At 57.6% G+C, this 25,242-nt stretch carries 25 protein-coding genes; 15 read left to right on the plus strand and 10 right to left on the minus strand.

The genetic code is table 11. The annotated features are described in order from the left end of the window. The first annotated feature begins 521 nt into the window (after window positions 1–521). Genes B060_RS26580 through B060_RS26140 form a run of 3 tightly spaced genes read left to right on the plus strand, consistent with a single transcriptional unit; the run spans window position 522 to window position 2,283 of the window. Complete coding sequence (locus tag B060_RS26580) at window positions 522–1,319, plus strand: ParA family protein (RefSeq protein ID WP_026172840.1); 798 nt, start codon at window positions 522–524, stop codon at window positions 1,317–1,319. Then, window positions 1,320–1,652 (plus strand): ParB/RepB/Spo0J family partition protein, encoded by a 333-nt coding sequence (locus B060_RS26585; RefSeq protein ID WP_081606861.1) that lies wholly within the window; start codon window positions 1,320–1,322, stop codon window positions 1,650–1,652. It begins immediately after the preceding gene. Further along, entirely contained in the window at window positions 1,603–2,283 is a 681-nt protein-coding gene (locus B060_RS26140) for a KorB domain-containing protein (protein WP_018082387.1), read from the plus strand. The genes B060_RS26585 and B060_RS26140 overlap by 50 nt, the downstream gene beginning before the upstream one ends. A gap of 122 nt (window positions 2,284–2,405) precedes the next feature. Here the strand turns inward: B060_RS26140 and B060_RS0113825 are convergent, their stop codons facing one another. The 3 genes from B060_RS0113825 to B060_RS26145 form a co-directional block, all read right to left on the minus strand. Beyond that, window positions 2,406–3,689: a type II toxin-antitoxin system HipA family toxin gene (locus tag B060_RS0113825; protein ID WP_018082388.1), complete on the minus strand. Its 1,284-nt coding sequence runs from the start codon at window positions 3,687–3,689 to the stop codon at window positions 2,406–2,408. Then, entirely contained in the window at window positions 3,689–4,027 is a 339-nt protein-coding gene (locus B060_RS0113830; RefSeq protein WP_026172841.1) for a helix-turn-helix domain-containing protein, read from the minus strand. Before B060_RS0113830 ends, B060_RS0113825 begins: the two co-directional genes overlap by 1 nt. A gap of 207 nt (window positions 4,028–4,234) precedes the next feature. Next, window positions 4,235–4,624, minus strand: coding sequence for a hypothetical protein (locus B060_RS26145; RefSeq protein ID WP_018082390.1), 390 nt, complete (start codon window positions 4,622–4,624; stop codon window positions 4,235–4,237). Between the two features lie 460 nt (window positions 4,625–5,084). On the opposite strand from B060_RS26145, the gene B060_RS0113840 reads away from it, so the two are divergent. The 3 genes from B060_RS0113840 (at window position 5,085) to B060_RS0113855 (ending at window position 9,143) form a co-directional block, all read left to right on the plus strand. Beyond that, complete coding sequence (locus B060_RS0113840) at window positions 5,085–5,675, plus strand: hypothetical protein (protein WP_155847657.1); 591 nt, start codon at window positions 5,085–5,087, stop codon at window positions 5,673–5,675. Continuing rightward, entirely contained in the window at window positions 5,672–6,853 is a 1,182-nt protein-coding gene (locus B060_RS0113845) for a trypsin-like serine protease (RefSeq protein ID WP_018082392.1), read from the plus strand. Before B060_RS0113840 ends, B060_RS0113845 begins: the two co-directional genes overlap by 4 nt. A 295-nt stretch (window positions 6,854–7,148) precedes the next feature. Then, window positions 7,149–9,143: a ParB/RepB/Spo0J family partition protein gene (locus tag B060_RS0113855; RefSeq protein WP_018082394.1), complete on the plus strand. Its 1,995-nt coding sequence runs from the start codon at window positions 7,149–7,151 to the stop codon at window positions 9,141–9,143. A 110-nt stretch (window positions 9,144–9,253) separates the two neighbouring features. Here B060_RS0113855 and B060_RS0113860 read toward each other — a convergent pair whose 3' ends face one another. Together B060_RS0113860 and B060_RS0113865 are read right to left on the minus strand one after the other, a co-directional pair. Next, entirely contained in the window at window positions 9,254–10,219 is a 966-nt protein-coding gene (locus B060_RS0113860) for a hypothetical protein (RefSeq protein WP_155847656.1), read from the minus strand. Window positions 10,220–10,437: 218 nt separating this feature from the next. Then, window positions 10,438–11,424: a HEPN domain-containing protein gene (locus B060_RS0113865; RefSeq protein ID WP_018082396.1), complete on the minus strand. Its 987-nt coding sequence runs from the start codon at window positions 11,422–11,424 to the stop codon at window positions 10,438–10,440. Window positions 11,425–11,617: 193 nt separating this feature from the next. On the opposite strand from B060_RS0113865, the gene B060_RS0113870 reads away from it, so the two are divergent. After that, the gene (locus B060_RS0113870; protein WP_018082397.1) at window positions 11,618–12,817 is read left to right on the plus strand and encodes a hypothetical protein; all 1,200 of its coding nucleotides are present in this window, start codon (window positions 11,618–11,620) and stop codon (window positions 12,815–12,817) included. 16 nt (window positions 12,818–12,833) lie between these two features. Continuing rightward, a complete protein-coding gene (locus B060_RS24620) occupies window positions 12,834–13,901 on the plus strand; it encodes a hypothetical protein (RefSeq protein WP_018082398.1) in 1,068 nt (355 codons plus the stop codon). Between the two features lie 7 nt (window positions 13,902–13,908). On the opposite strand, the gene B060_RS26150 is transcribed toward B060_RS24620, so the two are convergent. Beyond that, complete coding sequence (locus B060_RS26150; RefSeq protein ID WP_155847655.1) at window positions 13,909–14,826, minus strand: hypothetical protein; 918 nt, start codon at window positions 14,824–14,826, stop codon at window positions 13,909–13,911. Between the two features lie 202 nt (window positions 14,827–15,028). Here B060_RS26150 and B060_RS0113885 point away from each other — a divergent pair, with 202 nt between their 5' ends. Beyond that, complete coding sequence (locus tag B060_RS0113885; protein WP_201768084.1) at window positions 15,029–16,039, plus strand: tetratricopeptide repeat protein; 1,011 nt, start codon at window positions 15,029–15,031, stop codon at window positions 16,037–16,039. A 297-nt stretch (window positions 16,040–16,336) separates the two neighbouring features. Here the strand turns inward: B060_RS0113885 and B060_RS0113890 are convergent, their stop codons facing one another. Genes B060_RS0113890 through B060_RS0113900 form a run of 3 tightly spaced genes read right to left on the minus strand, consistent with a single transcriptional unit; the run spans window position 16,337 to window position 20,465 of the window. Next, window positions 16,337–17,575: a hypothetical protein gene (locus B060_RS0113890; protein WP_155847654.1), complete on the minus strand. Its 1,239-nt coding sequence runs from the start codon at window positions 17,573–17,575 to the stop codon at window positions 16,337–16,339. 18 nt (window positions 17,576–17,593) lie between these two features. Then, window positions 17,594–19,480 carry a patatin-like phospholipase family protein gene (locus B060_RS0113895; protein ID WP_026172844.1) on the minus strand — a complete coding sequence of 629 codons (1,887 nt, stop codon included), beginning with the start codon at window positions 19,478–19,480 and terminating at the stop codon, window positions 17,594–17,596. 46 nt (window positions 19,481–19,526) lie between these two features. Continuing rightward, entirely contained in the window at window positions 19,527–20,465 is a 939-nt protein-coding gene (locus tag B060_RS0113900) for a S1/P1 nuclease (RefSeq protein ID WP_026172845.1), read from the minus strand. A 385-nt stretch (window positions 20,466–20,850) separates the two neighbouring features. On the opposite strand from B060_RS0113900, the gene B060_RS0113905 reads away from it, so the two are divergent. Then, complete coding sequence (locus B060_RS0113905) at window positions 20,851–21,159, plus strand: DUF736 domain-containing protein (RefSeq protein WP_018082404.1); 309 nt, start codon at window positions 20,851–20,853, stop codon at window positions 21,157–21,159. A gap of 38 nt (window positions 21,160–21,197) precedes the next feature. Here the strand turns inward: B060_RS0113905 and B060_RS28055 are convergent, their stop codons facing one another. Next, on the minus strand, window positions 21,198–21,332 hold the full coding sequence (locus tag B060_RS28055; protein ID WP_018082405.1) for a hypothetical protein: 135 nt from the start codon (window positions 21,330–21,332) through the stop codon (window positions 21,198–21,200). A gap of 103 nt (window positions 21,333–21,435) precedes the next feature. Between B060_RS28055 and B060_RS27215 the strand changes: the two genes are divergently transcribed. The 5 genes from B060_RS27215 to B060_RS0113930 all read left to right on the plus strand — a co-directional run bounded on the left by B060_RS27215 (window position 21,436) and on the right by B060_RS0113930 (window position 25,237). After that, the gene (locus B060_RS27215; protein ID WP_155847653.1) at window positions 21,436–21,591 is read left to right on the plus strand and encodes a hypothetical protein; all 156 of its coding nucleotides are present in this window, start codon (window positions 21,436–21,438) and stop codon (window positions 21,589–21,591) included. A 223-nt stretch (window positions 21,592–21,814) separates the two neighbouring features. Beyond that, entirely contained in the window at window positions 21,815–22,114 is a 300-nt protein-coding gene (locus tag B060_RS0113915) for a hypothetical protein (protein ID WP_018082406.1), read from the plus strand. Between the two features lie 11 nt (window positions 22,115–22,125). Continuing rightward, on the plus strand, window positions 22,126–23,319 hold the full coding sequence (locus B060_RS0113920) for a hypothetical protein (protein WP_026172846.1): 1,194 nt from the start codon (window positions 22,126–22,128) through the stop codon (window positions 23,317–23,319). Window positions 23,320–23,844: 525 nt separating this feature from the next. Beyond that, entirely contained in the window at window positions 23,845–24,246 is a 402-nt protein-coding gene (locus tag B060_RS26155) for a hypothetical protein (protein ID WP_155847652.1), read from the plus strand. Continuing rightward, complete coding sequence (locus B060_RS0113930; protein WP_018082409.1) at window positions 24,236–25,237, plus strand: relaxase/mobilization nuclease domain-containing protein; 1,002 nt, start codon at window positions 24,236–24,238, stop codon at window positions 25,235–25,237. The genes B060_RS26155 and B060_RS0113930 overlap by 11 nt, the downstream gene beginning before the upstream one ends. Window positions 25,238–25,242 lie beyond the last annotated feature (5 nt).

Genomic DNA, 25,242 nt, shown 5'->3' on the forward strand with positions numbered 1-25,242 from the left:
CGGTGGATAAACCTCCCTCGAAACGGCAGACGATAAATGAAACGGCCGTATCCGAATCATACTCTCCAAAGGCTATCGACATCACGGCAACTGCGCAATCGCCTATAGCGCAATATTGTAGCCTATTATAGGCGCGCCTACAGTACTGTAGGCCGCAATTTGGTTTGTGAACAGTTTGTGGCGGGAAGCGACTCGGTGGATAAGCCTTGCTCGCATCGACAGTCGCGAATTGAACCAGCCGTATCCGAATTCTCGCCTCCAGAGCATATCGACATCACAGCTGCTGCGCAATGTTGTAGCGCCATGTAGGCTATTGCGCAATGTCCTGCAATATTGCGCAATGCAATGCCCTATAACGCCCTGCCGGGGCGTAGGTCGCCATATGTCTTTGCGCTAAGCCCTACACTATCCTACGTACACGCCAAATGATTTTTCAATCTCAGGGAGATTTTGCTACCCGCAGAACGATAGTGTGCTTTCTTGGCAGCCGTCACCAGTTACCGCTGGGCGAGGGGAGGGCTATGCAGACATTGGTTTTGGCAAATCAAAAAGGCGGTGTAGGTAAGAGCGCGCTTGCGTGCCAGCTTGCCTATCATCTAGCTCGAGCCGGCAAGCGAGTGCTGTTTGTCGATCTCGATCACCAGGGCAACTCTACAAAGGCGCTCTTGGGCCACCCAAAAACCTCGCCTTGCGCATTTTCGGCGACCCATCTCCTGGAGGGGAGGGGCGGAATGGCTCCCGAGGCCGCTCTGGCGCTCATAGGGGCCGATTCTGGACTGAGCGGGCTAGAGCGAAGGCCTTCCGGCCACAATGGCTTCGTAGAGGCTCTCAGAGCCTTCTTGGTGTGCGCCACGGATCGGTATGACGTCTGTGTGATCGATACAAATCCGAACCCTGACATCCGCTATGCCGCCGCCATGATCGCAGCCGACCATGTCCTGTCCCCGATTCAGCTCAATCAGGAGGCCATAGACGGCATTGGCGCTCTATTCAATCATGCTCGCTACGGTCTTGGGAAGATCAAGGCGACCTTCAATCCTAACCTCAACTTCATGGGTATCTTGCCTAACCTGGTCGAGCCCACGCCGTTCCAGCGCAACAATTTCGCGCAAATCGTCCGCCATTTCCCGCAACATCTACTCGAAATCCAGTCGATGCCGAAACTGTTCGCCCTGATCCAGAAACGTTCGGTAATCGCAGAAGCGCAAGCCTCCGGCCAATTTGTCGCTGATATGCGTAAGACCGCCGCCCGTGACACCTGGCGCGAAATCAAGCCTGTCCTCGATCTCATTGCCCGCAAACTATCAAAGGAGGCCTGATTGACGATCGACCTCTCCGCCCTTGACCTACCAGTCGCCTCTTATGGAAAACCCCTCCAACTCCTATTGAGCGAGATCGACGAAGATCCCAATCAGCCGCGTAAAATCTTCACGCCTGAAGCCATGGCGCAGATCGCTGAAAGCATCCGCCGCCGTGGGGTACGCTCACCCGTATCGGTGAGGCCACACCCTTCCGAGCCCGGGCGATACATGCTCAATCATGGCGCCAGACGGTTGCGCGGATCGTTTATGGCCGGCAAGGAGAGCATCCCGGCCATTATCGATGAAACCCATACCGATTTACGATCAGGTCATCGAAAACCTACAACGTGACGACCTCAAACCCCTGGAACTTGCGAACTTCATTCGCGGCAAACTCAAGAGCGGGGACAAGAAGGCGCATATTGCCCGCCAACTGGGCATCGATGCGTCCACCGTCACACAGCATTTGGCCCTTATCGACCCACCCGCCTGTCTTGAAGCCGTCTACACCTCCGGCCGCTGCCAATCGCCGAAAACGCTTTACGACCTCCGCACATTGCACGAGTCGCATCCGGAGGCGGTCATCGCCTGGTGCGCTACGTCAACGGAAATTACCCGCCGGACCGTAGCTGGATTAGCCGAAACCCTTAAAGCCTCGCCCGTGAGTATGGCCTCGGCACCGCTCATCGAAGATGACAGCGAAAGAAGCGCCCCAATTGGAACGCATGAAGCCGATGCGGCGTGCCGTCCGCCTGAGGCTCTCACTCAAAACGTCGCGATCTCCGTCGAACTCGACGCGGTCCCTGTGGCCGTGCCTGAGGTCTGGGTCGATGTCGAAGGCCGGCGCGCTCAACTCGTGCTCGATCAGTGTCCGGTTCAGCCAGACCATGTCTTTGTCCGCTTTGAAGGTAGCCCGAAGGACGAGCCGGTGAGGGCAGGGGGCTGCCGCCTTATCCAACTGACAGACAAACACGAAGCGTAGAGGTTTCGAGCGTCACCGCATGTTCTGTCCGCCGGTGAAATCGATTAAAGCGCAACAAAGACTTCATAGCGAAGGGCTACCTGGCATCTCCAAGCCCAGTCTCCTAAAGAGGCCGAGCTGACCTAGACCAAAGCTTCCTGTACAAGGCTAAGCGTCTCAAATCGTTTGATAAGTTTAGCAGCCTTTTCCTCCCCGAGTAAGGTTTGTAGTTGCGCTGGCCACTGGCTGACCGCCTCCCGAGCAAGCGCTTTCATTTCACTCTCAACCCGGTCCGGATCAAGTTGTAAGAAGCGCGCCACACGCCTGATGCGCTTATACGTAACTTTTTCAAAGGACCGCGTGCCGGCGAATTCAAGCGCCAAGGTATCGTTCGGCTGATACAACACGGTTGGGACAATGTCGTAGGCCGGCGACAGACGAATGGCACCCGGCGCCGGGAAGATAAACGACCAGTTTTTGAGGTGATTGTCGCCATTGCCGATCAGCACGTCGATCACGCAGCGTCGAAAGCCCTCCATGACATCCAGTCGCCAATCCGTACTGAAACGTTTGACGGTATTGAGGATGCTCTCATAATTGGCCATCGTGTATTTTCGCTCGCCGACTGCGCCGATGACCTGCGCTACATCTTCGATCTGGAGACGTTGCCCCTCCTTTTCGCGATCGAACCGCTCAACGGCAAGAGCGGTCGGCCCATACCTTAGGAATTCCGCGGGTATACCGTCGATCTTGTCGGTTGCTACAAGCTGACAGACGGCCGCGTCAACACCGGCCAGCCGGGCCAGGTACATGGCCGTATATTCTGCCTCTGGCAGACCTGGAAAACGTTCGGACGCGACCTTGATGATTGATCGACCTTCGCCAGCGTGCCCGGGTACGGTCAGCCGATCGCCCGTCGTATGCGCAGCAAATTTCAATTGCACGCCAGCCAGCGAAAACTTGACCCGACCGTCGGGCACAGGCGCACGAAACCCACGGACTTGTTCGAATTGTAAAGGCCCGGCCGATTTTGGCACTTCGGTTTCCGGAATGACGATTACGGCCCCTGGCAAATCGGCACCGAGCCGTGCGATGAGATCAAACTGATCGTGGTTGCCGGTGCCCATCTCTGCAATCACAAGGTCCCGCAGGGCACCTTCAGGAAGTAAACCAGCAAACCATGGTGGCAGGTATCCGTGAAGGCCGATCTTGTCTCCTCTGGCCGCGAGCCGGGCTTGCGTCTGCTCATCGTCGTCCGGAACCAGCCAACTGAGGCTCAAAAGTGGACGATTGGGGTCGCGCAAGTAAGCCTCATCGACGACAAAAGCGGTTGCACCATCGCTATCGCGGGTCAGCGTACCGACCCTCGTTGTCTGATTGCCTGGCCCCAAAAGATGGACGCCGAGAATAGCCGCCTTGGGAGACATCAGTCTTCACCTTCGTCGGACAGGTCAACGAAAACCTCGTCAAAGACCGAGCCTGTGGATTTTAACCAGGGAACCGTTTCGCCGGATTCGGGAAGGACCATTCTGCTGACGGCAGACCGAGGTACCAGGACGGGAACGAGATCGAGGGCATCCAGCGCCTCGACCAGCAAGGTCAGGCGATCCCGCCCAAGGCGATTGGAGAGTAGATCCCGCTCCAGCTCTGAAATACGAGCCTGCGTTCGCCCAAGACGTAAAGCCAGATCGGGCTGCGTCATGCCTCGGTTCTTGCGGGCCCTGCGTAATTGCGCACCCAGACTGGAAAATATGTCATATTTCATACGTAATTCCGTATATTGCTGTAGAATATTCGGAATACCGGATATTTTGAACATTGTCAAGAAAAATACGGAATAGCGTATGTTGTGATAACATATACGGAATGGCGGATATTTCCGCCCGGCACCTTCGGAAGGCCTCAAGGGTTGATCGCGTCGCCTTAGCCAAGGTTCGACAAGTATCGCAGAGGCCTTCGTTTAAGGTTGCGTTCAGCGCTCGTCGGGGGGCTGCATCATCAAGAAATAGGGCAGGTATCTCGGCTCATCCCAATGGGTCGTCCAAGGCACGACCGCGCGGCTGACGGCCGTCTCAAATTCGATGTCCTCTTTACCGGCAAGGATTGTACGCGTCATGAAGGTATAGGTGCGATCGACCGTACCAATCATCAGGGCTTTCATTTCGCCCTGGCTGATCCGGGACACGTCATTCCATGGGATCTTGTTGCCCTCCGCATCGACGACATAGACGTCAGAGAAGTCGCCTTTGTTTGATGTGGGCACAATGCCAGCATGGAGGCCCTCAAGCTCACCACGACGAACGCAGGCCGCTACAAGAATTTTAGCAAGATGCTTTGCGAATTTCGTTGTTTCGCTGTCCATGGTCAGCTTCCATTTGAGTAAGGTTTCGTGCAGAAGAGACTCAGGATACCGCCAAGCGGATTGAAGCCGCAACACCAACCAAGCCTATCAGAGTCTCATAACAAGTTCGACCGCCTGTGATTTCTCCCCAATAGGCTCCGAGCCGCAGTCTATTTGTGGTGCGCGAGCGAGTCCGCCTACCAAAAGCAGATCCGCAATTTGTCATTCGTTCAAGTTGACCAGACGCCAGACACGGCCGCGGTTCGTGTGGCGAGCCCCTTCGGTTCGAACGCTGTGATCGTGGGTGCACAATGGCCGTCGACATCAGCCCGTAAAAACCGACTACCTGACTGGGAAGGGCGCGTGTCTTCGGCCACCGGTACGGCAACCATGAATCGCATTGCCTCGTCATTGCGACTATTGCGCTAATAGTTAATTTGACATAACGATGTTCACCTACAGCGGGTAGCGGGAGGTTGAAATGAAACTCAGAAGTTGTGTGAAGCGTCGTATCTACGCCACAGGATCGATGATATGCCTCGTGGCTTTCGGGGGCTGCCTGAGCAGCGTAGCTTTGGGCCAGACGTTTACCGTCCAGGGCAACATCACAGCGACGGGTGAGCTCACCGCGGGCGACACCGCCCATTTTCAGCATGATCTTCAGGTCGACAGGAATGCCGGGATCAACGGTGACCTCGCCATTGGAAACAATCTTACGGGGGTAAAAAACGCCACTATGTCGGGAATCCTGACGGTGACGGGAGCTATCATAGTCCCGACGACGTCGACCAATCCCTCCAGTGCCTGTACGCCGGGCCAGCTCCTCATGGGACCAGGAGGATCGAACAGTAATGGTAAGGGCGGCTATCTGTATTTTTGCCGGCTTGGCGGGACTTGGGGAACCGCGAATTTCCAAAACTGGAGCATGTCATTAGCCGCCGAGGATCAGAATCCTGACTCCGTGATCATGGTTTCGCTTCAGGATGAAGTGAAGCAGCTGAAAGCCATAGTCTGCACCGATCATCCTAAGGCAAAAATCTGTGCGCCTCAAAGCGCAAAGGCCGCGCAATGAGCCGGTGGCTGCGCGCGGTGGCCTTGACCGTTCTCTTTGGTCCAGCGATGACACTAGCCCTCTCGGAATCCGCCTTGGCGGCTCCTTCCACAAAAAAGACGACCAAGTCTGAGAAAGCGATCGATCGACCATCTGGTTCGAAGGGCAATTTTGGCCCAGGTGCGCCCGGTCGCGTGATCAACAGTACGGACCGGCGTGTGCCCTCAAATGATCCGGCCGTCGGTCGAATCTACATGTCGAACGGGGAAGTTGCCACGGGTTGGATCACATATTTTGGGGCTATTTTGACGGTTGGGCACGCAGTTAAAACAAACGTGACCTATTCGATCGAATTCAATGTGCCATTGTCGGAAGCCGACGGAACACTCAATCATGCCCACTACAGAGATACGTTTGACCTCCAAATTATCGACCATAGGTACCAACCGTTTACAACATTGCCTGATTGGGCAATTGCGCGCGCGGTGCGACCAGACGGGGAGTCACCCGGCCAAGTTTACCGCAAATTTCTGAATCTGGCGCCCCTGTCCCTCGTGACCTTGTCTCCCCTGACAGCAAAGGCGCCGCCTGTTGAGGTCGCCGTTACCGGTTACGGTCTGGACGGCCCTTCGCCCGAGTGGGGTCGGGGTAACGCGACCAAGAGCGAGTACAGTTTGACCCAGCAGACAGGGTCTGGCGCCTATGTAGACACCTCAAGCCTATATCCAATATCAAATGGATTTTGCTATCTCGCCGACACTATGCCGGGCGTGTCCGGTGGCCCGGTCGTATTTAATGGAACGCCCTCAGCGGCGGGCATAAATGCCGCAGAGTCGAACGGGAATTATACCTACTGTAATTCGATCCCCGTGAACATCGCCCAGGCTATCGATGAACCTCAGCTCGTCGCAGCCATGCAGGCGTTCCCCGGAAAGGCATTTAATCCGGTCATCCCGCCACAAAACACCATCTTCGTAACGACGGGAAGTCTGGTTATTGCCGAGGACGGAACGGTGCTCAAACCCTTCCATTTTCTCGAAAAGGCCTTGGACGCGAGCCAGTCTTTGAGCGGAACCACGTTGGTGACCGTCGCCGCCGGCAGTTACAGCGATAAGGCCTACACCCTCAATTTGCCACGCGGCAAAAACCTCATCTTGGCCATGCCAGTCGGCGACGTGACCGTCTATCAGGTCGAGTAAGGTATTTCCTCTGGCGGCGGGCCCAGCGAAAGTCATGAGCCTGGTCTGGTCGCAAGGGATGAGGGAAGGTGGGTCGTCAGAGAAGGGCTAAGGGACGCCGTCCCTCGCGCACGCAAACAGAATTTTCGGTGTCCCCCTAATCGCTACGCGATCACGGCATAGGTGCCGCCCTGTCGGGTGGGAGATACCCCTCCAAAAATTCAGCCTTGCCCTTGCTACCCCTGGCCTCGCCGGCGGGCAGGGTTTCAGCGCGGCTTTTAAGCGCTGTAACCCAAGCCCAGAAGGACTTAAAGCTATGACGAAACATACCACAACGACCGCCCTGATCGCAGGCACCCACGTCTTCATCCCGCTGAACAAACTCAAGAAATCCCCCAAGAACGCCCGCAAGATACCGCACTCGGAAGCGGCCATCGAAGCCAAGGCCGCCAGCTTCGCCGCCAAAGGCATCCTGCAAAACCTCGTGGTCGAACCCGAACGCGACGAGGCAGGGGCAGAAACCGGCTTCTATCTGGTGAGCATTGGCGAAGGCCGACGCCTCGGCCAGTTGCTGCGCGTCAAGCGCAAGGAAATCCGTAAGGACGAACCCATGCCGTGCGTCATCGACGTCGAGCATGATGCTCACGAAATCTCTCTCGATGAGAATGTTACCCGCGAAGCCATGCACCCGGCCGACCAGTTCGAAGCGTTTCAGCGGCTGGCGACCGAAAAGGGCTATGGGGCCGAAGACATCGCCGCCCGCTTTGGCGTGACGCCTAAGATCGTGCAGCAACGTCTGAAACTGGCAGCCGTTTCCCCCAAGCTGATGGACCTCTACAAGGCTGACAAGCTGTCGCTGTCACAAGTGATGGCCTTCACCCTGACCGATGACCACGCCCGTCAGGAAGAGGTCTTTGACGGCTTGACCCAGTGGGCCAACGAGCCGAGCCACATACGCCGCCGATTGACCGAAACCCATGTGTTGGCCACCGACAGGCGGGCGAGGTTCATTGGTGTTGAAGCCTATGAAGCCGCTGGCGGTCACGTTACCCGCGATCTGTTTGCTGATGAGACCGGTATCTATCTCGACGATGTCCAACTGCTGCAACGGCTGGCCGTTGAGAAATTGGTCGCTGTCGCCAATGAGGTCAAGGACGCCGAAGGCTGGAAATGGGCGGAAGGCCACATCGACTATCCCCACGGTCACGGTATGGAACGCGCCTATGCCCGCAATGTCGATCTTCCCGAAGAGGTGAGGGCGGAATGGGCTGAGTGCCAGCAGAAATTCGAGGACTTGGCAGACATAGCCTTGCAGCTTGACGAAGTGCCGGAGGATATGGAGGCCGAACTGACCGACCTTGAGACGCAACTCGGTATTTTCGCCAAGGCCGGAAAGGCCTTCGATCCAGCCGACATCGCGTGCGGCGGGGTATTGGTGACCCTCAACTATCAGGGTGAACCGACCATCGAGCGTGGCTTTATCCGGTCGGGGGATCGCACACCGGACCCCGCCGAAGACGCGGATGAGGGGACAGACGCGCTTGGCGATGACGAGCGCGAGGATGACGACACGGAGGGACAAGGCCCTGCCGAAGACGAAGAGGTGGAAACCCTGAAACCTCTGTCTGACCTCTTGCTGCGCGATCTGACCACACACCGGACGCTGGCGCTCCGGGTCGCCCTTGGCGAGCATCCTGACATGGCCCTCTTGGGTTTGCTGCACACCTTGGTCTATCAGACCTTTTTCTCCGGTGGCGCATCGCAGTGCATTGAGGTTCGGGCAACCAGCGCAGACATCTCAACCTACGCCGATAGCTATAACGATACGGCCAATGCCAAGGCCTTAGCGGAACGCCATGCCGAATGGGCAAGCCAAATGCCGAAAGACGTGGAGGATATTTGGCACCTGCTGACAGCCCTGGGTGACAGCGACCGCCTGGCCCTGTTGGCGCATTGCGTGTCCCTGACCTTCAATGCCGTCAAGCAGCCGCACGATCAGAAGCGCGTAGCCCTCGCCGTGGCCGATCAGTTGGCGGAAGGGGTCGGACTGGCCATGGACCAGCACTGGCAAGCGACCGCCCGGTCGTATTTCAGTCGGGTGAGCAAACCGCATATCCTTCAAGCCGTGCGCGAAGCGGTGGGCGTTGAGGACGCCGAGCTTATCAATGGCCTCAAAAAACAGGCTATGGCGGAAACCGCCGAGACCTTGCTGGCCGGAACGGGTTGGCTTCCGCCAGCCCTCCGCAGAAAGACGAGGGGCGAGCCCGAAGCGGTCTCAGACGGTGAGTCCGAGGCTCTGGCCGCCGAATAGCCTTTGATATGAATGTGATAGGTAGGGAAGGGCCGCTTTCGCGGCCCTTCCTTTTGTGTGCCGGGGGAAAATTTTCGCCTCGGGCGACGCCCTCGGCACTTGGATGTGTGTTAGAAGTAAGGATCATTCTTATCGAGATGGACCTTGTTGTACCGGGAATATCGGGTCCAGGGACCCGTAGGGTCTGGCTCGGTTGTTGAGGTCGCCATGACGGCGACCGCAATCTCAATTTCAGTGACGCCACTTTGCATAAACAGCGGCAGGGCGTCGGCGAGGATTGGCAAGCCATGAATGCCATTCTCGGCCAGCCATCGGATACACGTCTGTCTATAGGCTGGATAATACCACTCCCACTCCCGACCATGAGCGAAATAGGTCTCATCTTCGATCTGTTCAATCCATAGCCAGGGCGGGATTCGCTCCGGTTTCTGGCCGGGCTTGAGATACCAAAGCGGCAGATACTCCCTTGAAAATACGAGGCGAGCCCCATCGGGCAAGGTCCAGAACCCATAAGGTAACCATAAGAAGGCTGGCAAAAAATCCGGCAACGGGCTGCGCGGCACGACAATCTCCGACGCCGTGCGATGTCCCGTGCCTCTTTCCGTGAACACCCGGACAAGGCCTCCAGAGGTGCACATATAACCTGAGGCGCTATGTGGAACGTCTTTGATCCGAACGAGTGAACCCGGCTGATGCCGCCCGGTTTTCAGAAGGCCCATCCTTCGCCAGATACGCAAGCGTATCTCGATATCGTCATCAAGCGTCCAGCGACGGTCGCCCGTCAGCCGGGATCGCGCCAGCGCGTGTTGAATGTCGCCGGTAGAAGCCCCCGTCAGCTCCGACAAGCGAATGATCAGGTCAACGCTTCTGTCGCGGAACAGGTGTTCATCCCACATCTGGTCAGGAGGCGAGGTGGCCTGACCGCCGATGGATTGCTCAAGCTCGTGCCAGTCGCGATAATCGCTGGCTTTTGCCAAGGCCTGTTGGGCTTTCGACAAAGGCAAGGATGGGATGAAACGGGAAAGGGTTTTCGCAGCCAGTTTTGGCCGGTCGATAGACGTGAATTGGATTCTCATATTCGTTTTCCGACGGGCGCAGAAAATCGGGCGTGTCCACTGGGCCCAAATGCACCCTGGGAAAAAGGTCATATGGGTGAGAGATCGGTTCCTGCCCTTGAGCTTCGCCATCGTGGACGGCACGGCGGGATACGCCGATCGCCCACTCCTACGCCTGAACCAGTCCCCTGCCAATACAAAAAATGACGTGTCCTGTCTGGCCGCCGCTACCACCGCCGCTACACCTCTTCGGTGTCCGGTAAGGTCGTCCAGGGCGGCTTTTTCAGGAGAATCCGCAGGTTGTTGATCCGGTATTTCTGGTCGAACTGCATGGCGATACCGCTGACGATTTCCAAGGTGGCATTGTAAGCTGCCATAGCGTCGTCAAGCGAAGGCTTTGGCGCCAGGCCATACCGTCCGTCAATCATGAGGCGGGAATTTGGAAGATACTTGAGCTTGTCCCGGTTCACCAGCGGGCAATAGGCCGCAATAAAATCATAGAGATAATATAGGTCATGTATCTCCTGAAAGGTGCCGGTCTTGTGCAAACAAAGGGCCTTCATGCTGCGCTCAAGCGCCATCTGAAGCGGCCACATTGCACCCAGACGGCTTGTCGGCGTGTTGGCGACGATACCGGTGGCCGCCACCTCCAAGGCAGAAAGAACGCCATCCAGAAGATCATCGACTTCCGGATTTGGTGGCTCGATACCCATCAAATGGAGACGGACCCGCCTCAGTGCCGTGCCGGTCTTGGCAATCCTCGCACGAAGGGCGCTTTTCTGACTGCCTGTGAGGGTCGCCAGATTGGGGGCTTGATCCAGCCACGCCAGCGGGCGTTCGCTCACCATCACCTCGTCGGGAAAGCATAGCCAGGCCGTTTTGCCTTCCTCTGCTACCTCCGACGTGGTCAAGGGAACTTTCACGGCCACGGGCTGCCCCAGAACCTTCACGACGGCAAGGGCGAAACCGGAGGGATTGCCCCTCATCATCGGGCCATAACGATCATCATACCAGGCCTTGATATGATGGTAGATGTGGGCGAAATGCGGACTGGTCGCAAATTCCGCTTTCGCATGGCCGCTTAGCGAGATCACCCTTGTATCGATAAAGTGTATGCCGGCCAGCAGCGGCCGTTGCGAGAGAGGTTTGTCGATCTCGTTGAAAAGGGGATCAACAGTTTCCAGAAACTCCGAAATGATGGATGGAAGGTCCTGTTCGTCGTCCATGGTCACATATCCCCAATTGCCAGATCACATCCGTGTCTCCGCCGCGTTGATATGGCAGCTACAACGGTCGATTGTGATAGGCTAAGGCTTGAAAGTATAGGGTCGTTCCTAATTCCGCAACGATCGGAGGGAATCGCGTCTAAAGTAGAGGATCTGGAAGTACCCAGTTGGGCGGACCGCAGGAACGAGGGGAATGGCCAATTATTTGAACGAGTTGGGAATCGCAGGCGCCGACCAGGCTGAAGTTATCCAGCTTTTCCTGGCGTATTACTCGACTGGCAAATTTACAAATGACCGGGATGCCACCTTTGGAAGGGTTCAGGACGAGACGGCGCTTGTCGTTAAGTGCAACGCTGCAGGTGCCATCACCTCGGTAGCGCCAGGCCCGCACTTCCAGAACGGCGATGTTTCCGCATTGCGTACGAAAATCGAACAGGATCTGCTGACACCCGGACCCGTCCAGATCACCCGGCAAATCCTCTTTTCACAAGCTAAGACCGAGGGGTTTTATAAGTCGGAGGGCCAGTTTCAAATTATGGCGGTGCCTGCCGACAGTCCACAACCCAAATATAGCTGCTCGGACTATCCGAGCGTGCTCGAAGTGGCGTTCACATCAAGCGCCGATTTTGGCCAGAATGTCACGCGTGGCGCCAGAGCCCTCAGCCGCATTGAACTGACGCTTATTCCGCTCCTCCCTGCACTCGTGAGAATGCAGGCGACGCATGGCGGACGGGTCTGGACCCAAGGGCCGTCGGAAACAGCCTTTTGGCGGCAGGAGTATGATCAGGTTGGGTATATCGTGCCGGGCGGCCCGCAGGAGGCATTTAGCGATATTGCAGGACTTTCACCGATGGCTGTGGTCCCCTATCAGGAATTCTATAAAGACCATCAGCATCGCTACAACACCTTTAAAGTGCCGGACTCGCTTGAGACAAGCCTTGGCAAGATTGCCCGCCTGTCACCTGAAAATCATGAAAAATATCTTCGCGCTGCCTATTGGCTAAGGCAGGCAGGTCTCGCCGGTCCCTTCGGAAATTCGCCGTCATTTGTCGCCTTAGTGAGTGCCGTAGAAGCGCTTATGGGGGCACCCGTGCGTACCGGAACGTGTGAGTCCTGCAGCCAGCCTATTTCGATTGGAAACACCGCGTTGTTCCGGAACTTCATCGATGCGCATACCTCGGCCGATACCGTACCAACCAAGCTCAAAAACGAGTTTTACAATATGCGGTCCAACGTCGCGCACGGGGGCAGCGTGTTTCGGGCTGACCTGGAAGGGCGGGGTATGACGCTGCGCGGTAGCTACGAACAACACCGCTTCATGACCCTGCATGACCTCGTCCGCATTGTCGTCTACAATTGGCTACAAAACGTTGGCTCGAGAGAGATATGGTAGCGTCAGGGAGGCGAAGGTGTGGACTGAAATAGAAGATGGCAGTGTCGTGGATGACGAAGGCAGGATCATCCATTTTAGTCTCGAGCGGTTCATAACCGACATCGCCACGGGGAATTGCTGCTTTATCTGTGGCGCGCGGCCGGACGACAAGCCCTTCAATGACGAGCATGTCTTCCCGGAATGGCTTCAGCGCCGATACGGGCTCTTCCACAAGCAGTTCACGCTCCCGAATGGTGTCGGTATCCGGTACGATCGCTACACGGTGCCATGTTGTGTTGAATGCAATGACCTGATGGGGCGTGTGGTTGAAACCCCCATGAGCAACGTCGTCAGGGGCGGTGCCGACCAAATCCGTGAATTTATTGTCGGTGGCGATGCGCTGAAGGTCTTTGTCTGGATGGGCCTGATCTTTCTGAAAGTCCACCTGAAAGACCGGGCCCACCGCGTTCATCTGAACCGGCAGCTCGGCGACGCGCGTATCGGCGACGACTATAGCTGGGAGGACCTGCATCATATTCATTCGGTTGTAAGGTGTTTCTATACGGGCGTAGGCATCGACGAGACCGCCGTAGGCAGTATGTTGATCATGCCGGTCAATCCGGAACAGGACGACGAGCCATTCGATTTTGTCGATCTGTCTTTTGCCCAGGCGACCATGCTCAGATTGGGTGATGTCGCGATCTACGCCGTGATGAACGACTCCGGCGGCGCCACGAACCTGTTCTATCCGACCCTTGAGCGTATCACGGGGCCGCTGTCTGAGCTGCAAGCGCGCGAGATCGTCGTCGAACTGGCCCTGATGAACCTGTATATGCGCGACCGACCGACCTTCTCCTTTCTGTGCCACACCGAGCATGAGAGGGGGCAACTTGTCGGCGTGAGGCCGAGGCTTTGGCTCGACCGCCGGGAAATGGCTATTCGGGGGCAACTCCTGGAACGCGCTTTCGGCGCTATATTGCCACCTCTCAACGGGTACACAGAGGACGAAGCCCGCGCACAAATGGCAGATGGACGCCTGAGTTTCCTGTTCGGAAATGACGGACAGTTCATAGAGAGAAACCGGCTCGACCCGCCGCCCGACTGACCCCAGGCTAACTCACACTATCTTGAACGGGCTCCAGTGTCAGAGATCCGTCATGGACGGCGCCATCGCTCCAGCTAATGACAATCCGGCACCGGGCCGTTGGGTGCCGTACAATAATCTCACCCGGCCGAAAAACAGCCAGTGAGAAATCCGGGTTCCGGGCCCGGTCCAAAGGTTCGAGGAGGAGCAGAAAGTGCAGACCAAGCATGTTGGTCGCGAGCCCTCGTAGCGATCCGCTGTCAGTGGTCAGAGGTGCAATCTGAAACCGGCTGTGGTTTTCGGTCAGGTCTCCGGGTTTCATGATGCAGTAAAGGCCTGTGCCATCCGGCCAACTCGTCGGATCGTCGAGAAGGTCCAAAAGCCTGATGTCCGAAGCAAACTCGCCGGCAATCCGTTCGTTATCGATCGCAAGATTGCGGGAAACGGCCAGGGCTTTCAGCGTCTTCAACAGCCAGCGCTCGATATCGTGGCCGGAAATGAGAGAATCGACCGTGCCGGAGTTCCCTTCAAAGTTCGATTTTAGCGCGGAAAAAAAGTCTTTGGCAGCCGCATCGAGGGGACTGAGCGCACTGTTGTGCCTCTGGCACAGGCAATTGGCCGTCAGGCTTTTAAAGCCGACGGCTTTGACCTCATTTGGCTTCAACCAAGGTGTGCCTGAGATCGTGAATTCGCCCTCGCTGGAGAGAATGTCCATGACGGATTCAGAGATCAAATGCTCGCCCGAAATCTTGCCCTCACACGAGCCAAGCGCGTTCATGTAACACTTATTAAGTGCCTGACCAGCCGAGAGCGCGTGCAGTCCCAAGCGTGCAGGCATACGACGCCAGCCCGCGCCGGTAAGGCAGCAGGTCTTTGCCGCCCTGCCCGAACCGCACAGGCATGCCGCCTTTTCGACCGACAGACGTCTGCGTTTGGCCTCACCCATGTGTGTCCTCTCCAACGCCTTTTGCAGGATGATTATAGACCCGATGGTGTGCGACTCAAATCGATCTATCGCGCTCGATAGTGGTTGGTGGTCCTCGTAGGGTTTCACCATAAATATCGTCGGAAAAGGTTGCGTGGGCTGACACGAGCGCGCATGCTGGTGTCAGCATTGGCTGTGGAGACAAGGCGCTTTGAAGTCTGCGGTGACCTTCAGTATTGAAACCGATGGCGGCATGTTCCGCTACGACGATGGCATTGCGGCGGCCGTCGAGGCACTCGACAGGGCTATCGAAGATCGTGAAAGCGGTGGCCTCAGTCTGACCCGATACATCGCTGTTCTTAAGGACATCATCGCCGACCATCCGGACTATATCGACGGCTACGCCCATCTGGGCTTTGCGCTCAAGGAACAAGGCAAACCGAAACTGGCGCTACAAGCCTGTCTCTCGGGGTATGAGCTTGGACAGGCGCACATGCCAGTCGGTTTTTCTGGGCCGATCGCGTGGGTCTGGCATGAGAACCGCCCGTTTCTCAGAGCCGCACAGGGCTTGGCGACGTGTTATTCCGCGATTGGCCGAAACCGGGACGCCGTTGTCGTCATGGAGAACCTTCTGCGATGGAACCCCAGTGACAATCAGGGCATCCGGTACATGATCGGCGGGGGGTATCTCCGCCTGGGCGATGTTTTGAAGGCCTCCCTCATATTCGACGAGGAGGCTGATCATTACCCACCCTACCAATACCAGCTTGCCCTCATATACCTAAAGCAAGGCCGCCTGACCTCAGCCGCCACCCGCCTGCGGCAAGCCTTCACGGCCAACGGCTATATTGCTGAAATTCTGTGCGGCAATCCGGAGCCTGCGCCCCTGGCCATTTGGCATGCCTCCAACCTTGCTGGACCGGTAACCGCGCGGGACTATGTGGACGCGGAGGGTGTCCTCTGGCGGCAGACGCCAAATGCTCTGGCTTTTCTACACTGGCTGTACAATCACCCCAAGGTCCTTGCTGAACGGGCCGTCGTTTTGGGTTTCCGTGAAGCCCTGCTCTGGGAATACGATCTTGATGCGCGCCGTGCCCTTCTCGATAGCGAAAGGGCTGCCATAGCAGCGATCGACGATCAGCTATCGGACGAGATCGTGGTCGAGCATCGGGACAGGTCTGGCCAGATGCACAAGCCCTGGCTCTATCCCGGACTGCGCCCGTCTCGCTATTAGGGCGATGTCCCGGCCGTTTGGTTGACGGTTTCGTGTTGGTAGCAGCCGACTTCGTGAGTGGTCATCAGCCGATCGTGTGGCTAACCTGACGTTGCCGCCCGATTCATCCCCCCGAATCCGGCGCGCTAAAATGGGCACCCTTGCCCCCCATGGGTGCCCATTTCCTTGTCTGGACATTGGATGCCAAAAAGAAGGTAGGGCTTTGGCGTTTCGCCGGGTGTCCCCGGCGCCGGGCTCCGCGACTATGGAGCCCAAAGAGGTCTCCACCCTTCGGGCCCGATCCCTAACGCGGTGGGCTTACCAGTTCTCAAGAAGGGGTTTTGGTTCCTCGGCCTCGGCTGCGGTCTCGGTGTACATGTAAGCTTCGTATGGTTGCTGTTCAAATTCGTCCCAGGAAACACCTCTTGTCATGGCTGCCATCCATTGTTGTGAGCGCCAGCGTGTGATGTCACCTGTCAGGGTAGCGATTCGGCTCACAACAGCCAGACCATCAGGAAAAATAGCGCCAGAATCATCTTCAGGCGCGGACTCCTCGCCAAATCGTTCAATGGGCAGGCGGGGAAGAATAAGGTCGGGCTGGTCGGGAAACGGTTCCAGAAAGTGACTAAGGACCGTTCGCGCACGGCTCGCTTCGATCGCAAAAATATATTCCTCGGTGATAGCTGTGCCAAGGTTCAATGCGCGCTCTTCAGGTCTTGCAGCCCACCAAGTCAAACCCCGCCAATCGAATTCGATAAAACCAACCCTGTGCCTCGTTTCACCGCGCAGAATGGCCCGGCCAAGGTCGGGGCTATGGACCAGCGAAAAGACCGTCGCGTAGTTGGCGCGCATAATCGCCTCCACGGACTGAGCCTCGGGCGGGTCTTGGTCAACTGGATCATCTGCGATCACGGGTTGCGCGGTATGATGGATATGGAATTCGGCTTTCTTTTTGGATTTGAGATAGCTGCCGATGCTGAAGCCGTGGCTTGCCGTGGCGCCACCGACGCTAAAGCCGATATGGGGTTCAACCTGGCCCTTGTAGCCATCCTCAACCATCACATGGAAAGCCTTGCGGGAATAGCTGCGCGATCCCTTGGACTCCATCAGGGCAATGTCACCGCCGGGTGCTGCGAAGACGAAGTCCGGCCTGCGTCTGGAGGCCGGATTGCCGCCCTTCAGGATTTCAAAATGCCCGGCCCAGACATAACCCTCCCTGACCATCACGAGATAGGCAAGACCGGCGGCGACCGTACCTGCCAGATATCCCTTCACGTAGTCCTTCAATGTGTTGGCGGTCCGCAGGATCGCGAAGTCTGCCGAGTGGTCATCGACATATTCCCGCACCAAAGCCTTTACGATTTTTGATTCCGGCGTCACAAGCGTGGGATCGACCGGTATCAGGTGGCTGCAGCGCGCTGCCGCGCCGAACATTTCCGACGGCGTAAAGCTGATGGTCGTGACGGTAGGTGGGCGGTCCTTGGCGAGTGGATGGAAAGATACGTGCGGCTGGACAAGCGCGACATCCATGGATTTCGGACAGGTTTGCCATGTCATGAAGTAAGAGCCCCCGGATCAGAAAGTCGGCGTGATGGTCATTTGAGGCAGTGGGCGCGGCGCGCCGTCAATAACATCCAGTTTGGGATCATCAGCCCATTCCTCGCCCTTGGTCGACAGGTTACCGACGATATTCATGGCCTCCTGACGCTTTATCTTCGATTTGAACTCATAAGCCGGTGGCTTGGTTTTAATGTCCGTACCGAGCGCGAACGCGGCCGAATAATCCGCAATCGGCGGAACAGGATCGTCGGCCACCTTCCTGGCGTAGCCCTGATAGGCGGCGGCAAGGGTACGCCAGCGAATCCAGTAGTGGTTGTCGAACGAAAAGGCGTCGAGTGCCTCACCGGCGTGAGTGCCCTTGTCAGCGATACCTTCCAGAACGCGCTGCGGCATATTGAGATTCATGCCGCCCTCCGCCTGGGTGAGCGGCACCTGAACGATACGGTCGCGGTAGCCCGGCGCGCGCGATTGCAGGAGGTCCCGCCAGTTCTGCATGGTCGAGATGATGCTGAACAGGAAATTGCGCACTTCACTGGTCGCCGATTTGGCCGAAATGTCATTGTAGCGGCGTTGCCAGCCCTCATTATTGCCTTTCGGCAAATAAACCTTGCCCTTCGTGTCCGAGGCATCGACGTCCTTGCTATCGATGAGGTCTATGGCGAAGGTCGGCCAGTGCGGCAGAGGGGCGTCGAACAGATGCACCGGAAAATTGCTGCTGATGCCGCCGTCTGAAAACCAGCACACCCGAAACCGTGTAATCTCGCCACCGCCCTGCCGACCGCCCAGAGCAAGACTGTTGACGCTGGACTGGACGGTGTTTTCCGTCGGCTGGGCGGTAAGATCGGACGTCTCGTCGGCCTTCGATTTGTCCTTCGAGGCCCATTGGTCCGGCTCATAAAGCGGTACGGCACTGATCAGAAGCGGGAAGCTCAGGCTCATGCGCATGCCGACAAGCACGGGCAGGTCGCCCCCATGCGGTAGAGGGTAATAGCTGGCCTGATCGATTACGAGCTTCTTGCCGCCCCTGACCATCGCCTCGACGACCACTTTCGGAAACAACAGGTCGAAGTCCTCGCGCCGGAACCAGAAGGTGCCGTTTTCAAAGGGAAGGGTGCGCGGCTCATTGTGCGACAGTCCGCTCGTGATCATCTGGAGCGTCAGGGCACGCTTGGTGACAGGCTCATCGGGGTAGGTGGGCGCATCCCACAAGTCTTTGAAAGTCAGAGGCGCATCTTCGAGCTTTCCCGACAACGACTGGAGCCGCTGATGGAGCCAGTCTGTCAGACCCGGCTTCTCGGCCTGGAAAAGCCGTTTCACGGCCCGTCCGGAACACAAGCCCATGCGGTTCTTGCGCGTAAGCCCGGCAATCTTGGTCACCGAGAAATAAGCGCCAGCGGCGAAGGCGCACATAAGCGCCGGTAGGGCCGCAGCCCAGATGCCCCCGACACCTGCAAACCCGTAGCCTAAACCTAAGAGAACGAGCAAAACGAGCGCCGTGCGCGTTGGCGCGATAGTGATGACGGCTAGCAATGGCGCCAGGCCCTTGCGAATTTTCTTAAACACTGTATCGGCGCCGGCGGCCATAACGACAAGACAGCGATAGGCATTGCCAGCACCATGGGCCGGTTGAAACAGACTATAGATAAAGCCCTCTGTCGCCAATTCACGCGCAACCTGTTCTAAACCTTCGAACCCAAGGTCTCCCGTCAAGGTCGGCGTTGCCTGACGTTTACGGTCACCCACAGCGGCAGCCGCGACGACCGCCGCAGCAATCGCCCCCGCCGATGTTCCGCCGATGTTTTTGAACCGATAGGCTTTCGACAGCGCGATCGCGGCGGTCGGGTAAACCAGACCACTCGTTATCCCCCCTTTCATAACCAGATCGCAGTATTTGCTAGGCATGTCGGTCTCCGTCGGGTGTGAGAGGCGGTGGATGGAGGTGTGCAGTTTAGCTCAGACGGGCATTGAGGAGGATAGCCAGGCGCTCACCGGCGAGGCCGATGCGTTTCTCTGCCAATGACCCTGCCGCCTTCCGGTAACCCAGGGTCAGTTTGAAAGGCCCTTTGTCGTCGCCGACCGGCGGCTGATAGACGACCGATTTGGCCAGCTCCAGGCTCTCTTCCGCCCAGGCTTGCGGATCGGTTACCTGAAGATCGGCGGCGGACGCTGCCGGCAGTCGGTTGATGAGTATCTTCAGCGACGCCACCTTGGTGCTGTTGCCCACGGCACCATCCCAGAAGCCATGCAGGCTGTCCCGCTCCCCGCATTTGGGGCGTGTATCTGAGCAAGCTGTCTGGGCATTGCCGCCTGTGTCGCCGCCTGGGATCGCTTGGGTTAACCGGTTGGTCGCGTGCAGGGGTTGGTGGAGATCGCCAACCAGATGGAGCACCCATGTCAGACTATAGGATTTGGCATCGTCCGAAGCCGTGGCATCGGCCAGTATATCCAGCGCCTTACGGGTTTGCGTGACGGCATTGGTCCCAAATGGGTCTTTGAGCGCTGTGTTGTCAGGCGAAAAGGGCAGGTTGATGAAGTGCCAGCCCCGGTGCATGTGCTTGTCAGCATAGCCAGTGATGTCGCCCGCCGCCGGGTCGGACGGCGTATAGCCGTCCTTGATATAGGTCGCCGGATCGTCCTTCATCTCATCGGGGAAGGTGGCCGCTTCCAGAAACGCCACGCGATCCCGGTCTGCTGCCGCGACGCCCGTGGTCCATTTGGCATAGTTCGGATTGAGCTTCAGCAACGCGCTGGCGCGCGCCTTCGCCTGTGGCGTCAGGTGGTTCCAGGCGACGGCCGCCACCGTCATGTGTCCTCGACCGTTCCACGCATGGGCCGGTGTCGAAGGGAACGCGAACGCAACCATGAGAACGACTACGGCTTTACGCATACGGCCCTCCTACATTGTGAGGTTGTATTCTTCGCACACGACGGGAGTTTTGACCACGGTGATTTTCAGTTTGCGCGCCTGCGTCTGGTCAAAGGGCACATCGCTTTCTGTTTTGCAGGAGGATTGAGCCGTTGCGGGACGGTCATGCTGAAATCGCCGATGATAAACTTCGTTCTTTGCGCGCAGGCACGCGGAAGACGTCGCGAACTCGTTTGGGCCGGGTCTGACGCAAGACCGACCGGAGGTCTCGATCAAAAACCCGCAACGGGCGCAGCCCGTGCGCCACTGCGTTTCGCCCCTTCGGGTGCAGGCAGATCGTCTTTCGTCCTTTGACCGCCATCGAGGTCGGGATCAGCGCGGCCTGATGAGCACAAGGAACGAAAACATGTCTATCATCGGCAACTTCACCAAGACCGACACCGGGTTTACCGGTTCCATCAAGACCCTGCGCCTGAACGTCAAGGCGCGGATCGTGGCCCAGGAGGCCGCAGGCGAGAGCGCACCGGATTATCGCCTTTACGTCAACGGCTATGAAGCCGGCGCCGGCTGGAGCCAGACCTCGGAGGGCGGACGCGACTACGTCTCCTTCAAGTTCGACGATCCGACCTTCCCAGCCCCAATCAATGCCGGGCTGTTCAAGGACAAGGAGAAGGACGGCTACTTCCTCATCTGGTCCCGACGTGACCCCGACTAAGCGCAGGGCGCCTCACCCGATCGGGTGAGGCGCTTCTCTCATGCGTCCACGGCCAGACGGAAGCTGCCCGTCGGCGACGGCGTCTCAAGATCGACCGTCTCATTGTGGTCGAGCCATTGGGCCCATGCATCCGGCTCCAGCATGATCGGCTCGCGGGTGTGAATGGCCGTCATGTCAGGTCCTTCCGCGTTGTCCTGGGCCCTTACCGGCAACCCAAGAGTAAATATAGGGTGAGCCAATCATGGGTCACACCTCATGGCAAGAAAGGAAAAACCAATGCCAAACCAACTCCTCAAAATCCGTCATTACGGGTTGCCCTTCCTCGACAATGAAAACGCCCGACAGGTGCTCCGCACAGCGACCCACGTCTATGTGCGTCCGATCGATCCCGACCTCGCCCGACTTATCGCGGCTTGGGACGGAGGTCGATAGAAGAGGGAAGGGCTAAGGGCGTCCGCCCTCGCGCGCGCAAGGATCACCTTGTTCGCCCTGGGCGGCATCCCCAACCTTCCGCGGCCGAAGGCGGCCTTGTGCAGGCTGGGAGATACCCCTCCGCCCACAGCGTCCTTGCCCTTGCTACCCGGTCTCGCCGACGGGCAGGGTTTCAGCGCGGCTTTTCAAGCGCTGTAACCCAAGCCCACTAGGAGAGAGCTAAATGAATCTGAAATACCAGCCCGAAGATATGGTCATTGTTCAGGATGACCCGGACTACCCAATCGTTGCCAGCCTGACCATGGCGAAACTTGAAGGCATGACCGCGCACATACTCGGAAAGGTCATGGCAGCGGCCCCGTTGCTTGTGTGCGTGCTGGATGGCCTTATGGACCTAGAGCCCGATGACGAGGGATACCGGACGCTGTCAAAAGAGCGAATGGTGCCCATTCGTCATGCCTTATCGGCGTTCACCCTGGCCGATCTCGTTGCCCTCATCCATTACACCCACATCGTGAAATAGGGGGGATGGCCATGAACAGTTCACCTATCAGCCCAAACAATGCTCCGGTGTCGGGTGCCTTTGCGGTCGATATTTCGCGCGGCACCCTCAATAGTCGCGTGTCGTCGGAATGGTGGAACCGTCCCGACGATGAGCGTTTTCTCAATCTGGATGACCTCTATCGTTCCGTTAAAGCCCGCGCAGATAGCACGACCGTGCGAACCGTGCGTAGCAATGCGGTTGAGGTGGTTGCTAACCGCTTGGACAATGAACGACTGCAACTCTTGGTGCCGGGACGAGATGAACCCATTGCCCCGACCCATTGGAGCTTTGGCCAACTTTGCAATCTGGTCGGCGCCCCTGCCTCTTATTTGCGCCATCTGCCCGCCTCCATAGCCGGGATCAACCTGCAACATGGACTGATCGACCACAGGGGCGAAATGCTCAAAGCCCTTGAGACCGAAGGCGGGCAGCTCGAATTGCGCGCCGTAACAGGCCCTGACTATGGCCGCATCTGGGATCATGAACTTGTCGGCGCGGTCAGGCGAATTGCTGGCAACGGGACAGGCGATACACGCTGGAAAGTCCCCGGTGTGCTGGACTGGTCAACTATGCGGCATAACCCCTATGTCGATGTGACCAAGGAAACAACTACGCTTTATGCCAGTGACCGGGATGTGTTCGTGTTTCTGGTCGATGACGCCCACCCCATTGAAGCGGGCCGCTTGCCTAATGGTGAGCCCGATCTTTATTTCCGGGGGTTCTATGCGTGGAACAGCGAAGTCGGCTCAAAGACCCTTGGCATCGCCTCCTTTTACCTGCGCGGGGTTTGTCAGAATCGCAATCTATGGGGGGTGGAAGGGTTCGAGGAAATCCGCATTCGCCATTCAAAACTGGCCGCGAACCGCTTCGTGCAGGAAGCGGCCCCCGCCTTGCGACGGTTTGCCGACTCCTCACCGCAGGCCTTTATCACCGGTATCAAAAACGCCCGCGAAACCCTTGTGGCAAAGACCGATGATGAGCGCACCGCATTTCTGACTAAGCGCGGTTTCACCAAGCCCGAGACAGCCAAAATCATTGAAACCGTGCTGAAAGAAGAAGACCGTAAACCCCAGAGCGTTTTCGACTTTGTGCAGGGGATTACGGCTTTGGCCCGTGGCAAGAAACATCAGGATGCCAGACTTGAGCTTGAGGGCAAGGCCAAGAAGCTGATGGCCGCCGTTTAAGTCATCCCGCCCATATCCAACTATTGACCGCGCAAGCTGTTCACTTGCGCGGTTTTCTTATGGTCGCGCGCCTCCGGCACGCGGCTTTTTACGCCCACCCACCCCGCGCGTTTAAGTAAGAGGGAGATGCGCAACGTGGATCTGGTACACCTAACTCAATACCTGGGATGTCCTACACTTCGTAAGGGTCACAGGACCGTGTCTGATTGCTGTCACCGCATGATGAGGTGCCCGAAAGTCTTGGTCATGACCAAGGAATATTATGGTCGGACTCTGTTATTTTAACTAGATGCAGGATAGGCTACAGCCGGAAATTGCAATGCAATTTTCTGTTGGATGTGTTCGGGTTGTGGATTGAGGGGCCGCGCGATGGGGGATTTACCGACGCCAAAATGGCGAAGGCCACGACAGATTACGGTTGACCTGCGGGGGCTTCACGAGCCGTGGCTTGCCTGGTGCAAAGCTCAGAGCTTAAAGCCCAGTGACGCCGTGAGACGGGCGATAGCGAAGCTGGTGAGCGGGCCCGTGCCTGCACAATCAAGTTTGATGGTGTTGGTCGCAGAGCGGCCGACCATACGTCATGAGATTGCCCTGACGGCCTCAGAGCAGGGACGGGTAGCGGCCATGGCCGAGGCCGACGGCCTATCCATTACGAAATGGATTGTGGCCCTCATCCGGGCGCGTCTAACCGGCACGGCTCAGTTCGGCCAGGAAGAGCTTGAGGCTCTGGCGCAGTCCAACTTGCAGATGCTCGCTATTGGTCGAAACCTGAACGCCCTGGCCAAGGCCGCGAACATGCGTGGCGGTGCCGGCGCTCAGGAGGCCCGCGATATCCGGGATCTGGAGGCAGAGATACGAAGCCATGTCGCCAAGGTCTCGAACCTGATGACGGGGAATGCGGCCCGTTGGAGGTTGCATGGTGAGTAGGGCACGTATTGATGGGATGTTGCTAGATTGGGGGGCGAGCCTCTTCAATCAGCCACCGACGCTCCATACCAAGGGGGCGCCTCGAAACGTCCTGACCGGACGCCTGCCAAAGGTGCGTAAAGGGAAGGCGACCAAGGGCGGCACACTCTCGAACGCCGACGGCATACGCGCCAAGCTCCGCGCCGTAGTCAAACGCGCGCCTGAGGTGATGGTGAAGATTTCCGGCGGCGGGAAGGGGATGATCCAGATCAAAAACCACATGGATTACATTTCCCGAAATGGCCAGATTGAATTGGAAACACAGGATGGTGAGGTTGTGAACGGCCGCGCTGAACTTCAGATGCTGCGCGACGAATGGAAGTACGGCGGGTTTCAGGTAGCGGAAGAGGGCGAGGTTAAGGACGCCTTCAATATCGTTTTGTCGATGCCGGAGGGAACGCCAGCCCTTGCTGTGAAAAACGCGGCGCGGGATTTTGCCGCAAGGGAGTTCGGAGGCTACCAGTATGCGATGGCCCTGCACACCTATGATACCGATCCGGATCAAGACCCCGCCAAACACCCTCATGTGCACCTGACGGTCAAGGCGCGAGGACTGGATGGTACGAGGCTCAATCCTCGCAAGGTGGATTTACAGCGCTGGCGCGAAGGGTTTGCTTACGCGCTACGCGAGCATGGGGTGGAGGCGGCGGCAACGTCTCGGCAAGCCCGGCTGAAAACCGAGCGAAGCGAGAAGAAGTCAGTTCAGGAAATGAAACATCGCGGCGAAGCTTTGCATAGCGTTGGCAAGGGGGCTGCCGGCGCCGACCGCGTTGCGAAGGCGAGATCCACAGAGGCTGATGTCCGCCGGAAGTATGCAAATCTGGTGGTGGCTCTGAATGCGTCGCCTGACGTTCAGGATCAGCGCTTAGGCGGAGAGTTGTCGGATCGCTTTAGGTTGACTAGGCCCATTGACCAGGAGCCGAAAGATCGTCCAACTGGTCGTGAACGCTAAGTTAG

Source organism: Asticcacaulis benevestitus DSM 16100 = ATCC BAA-896 (assembly GCF_000376105.1).
GTDB classification, from domain to species: Bacteria; Pseudomonadota; Alphaproteobacteria; order Caulobacterales; family Caulobacteraceae; genus Asticcacaulis; species Asticcacaulis benevestitus.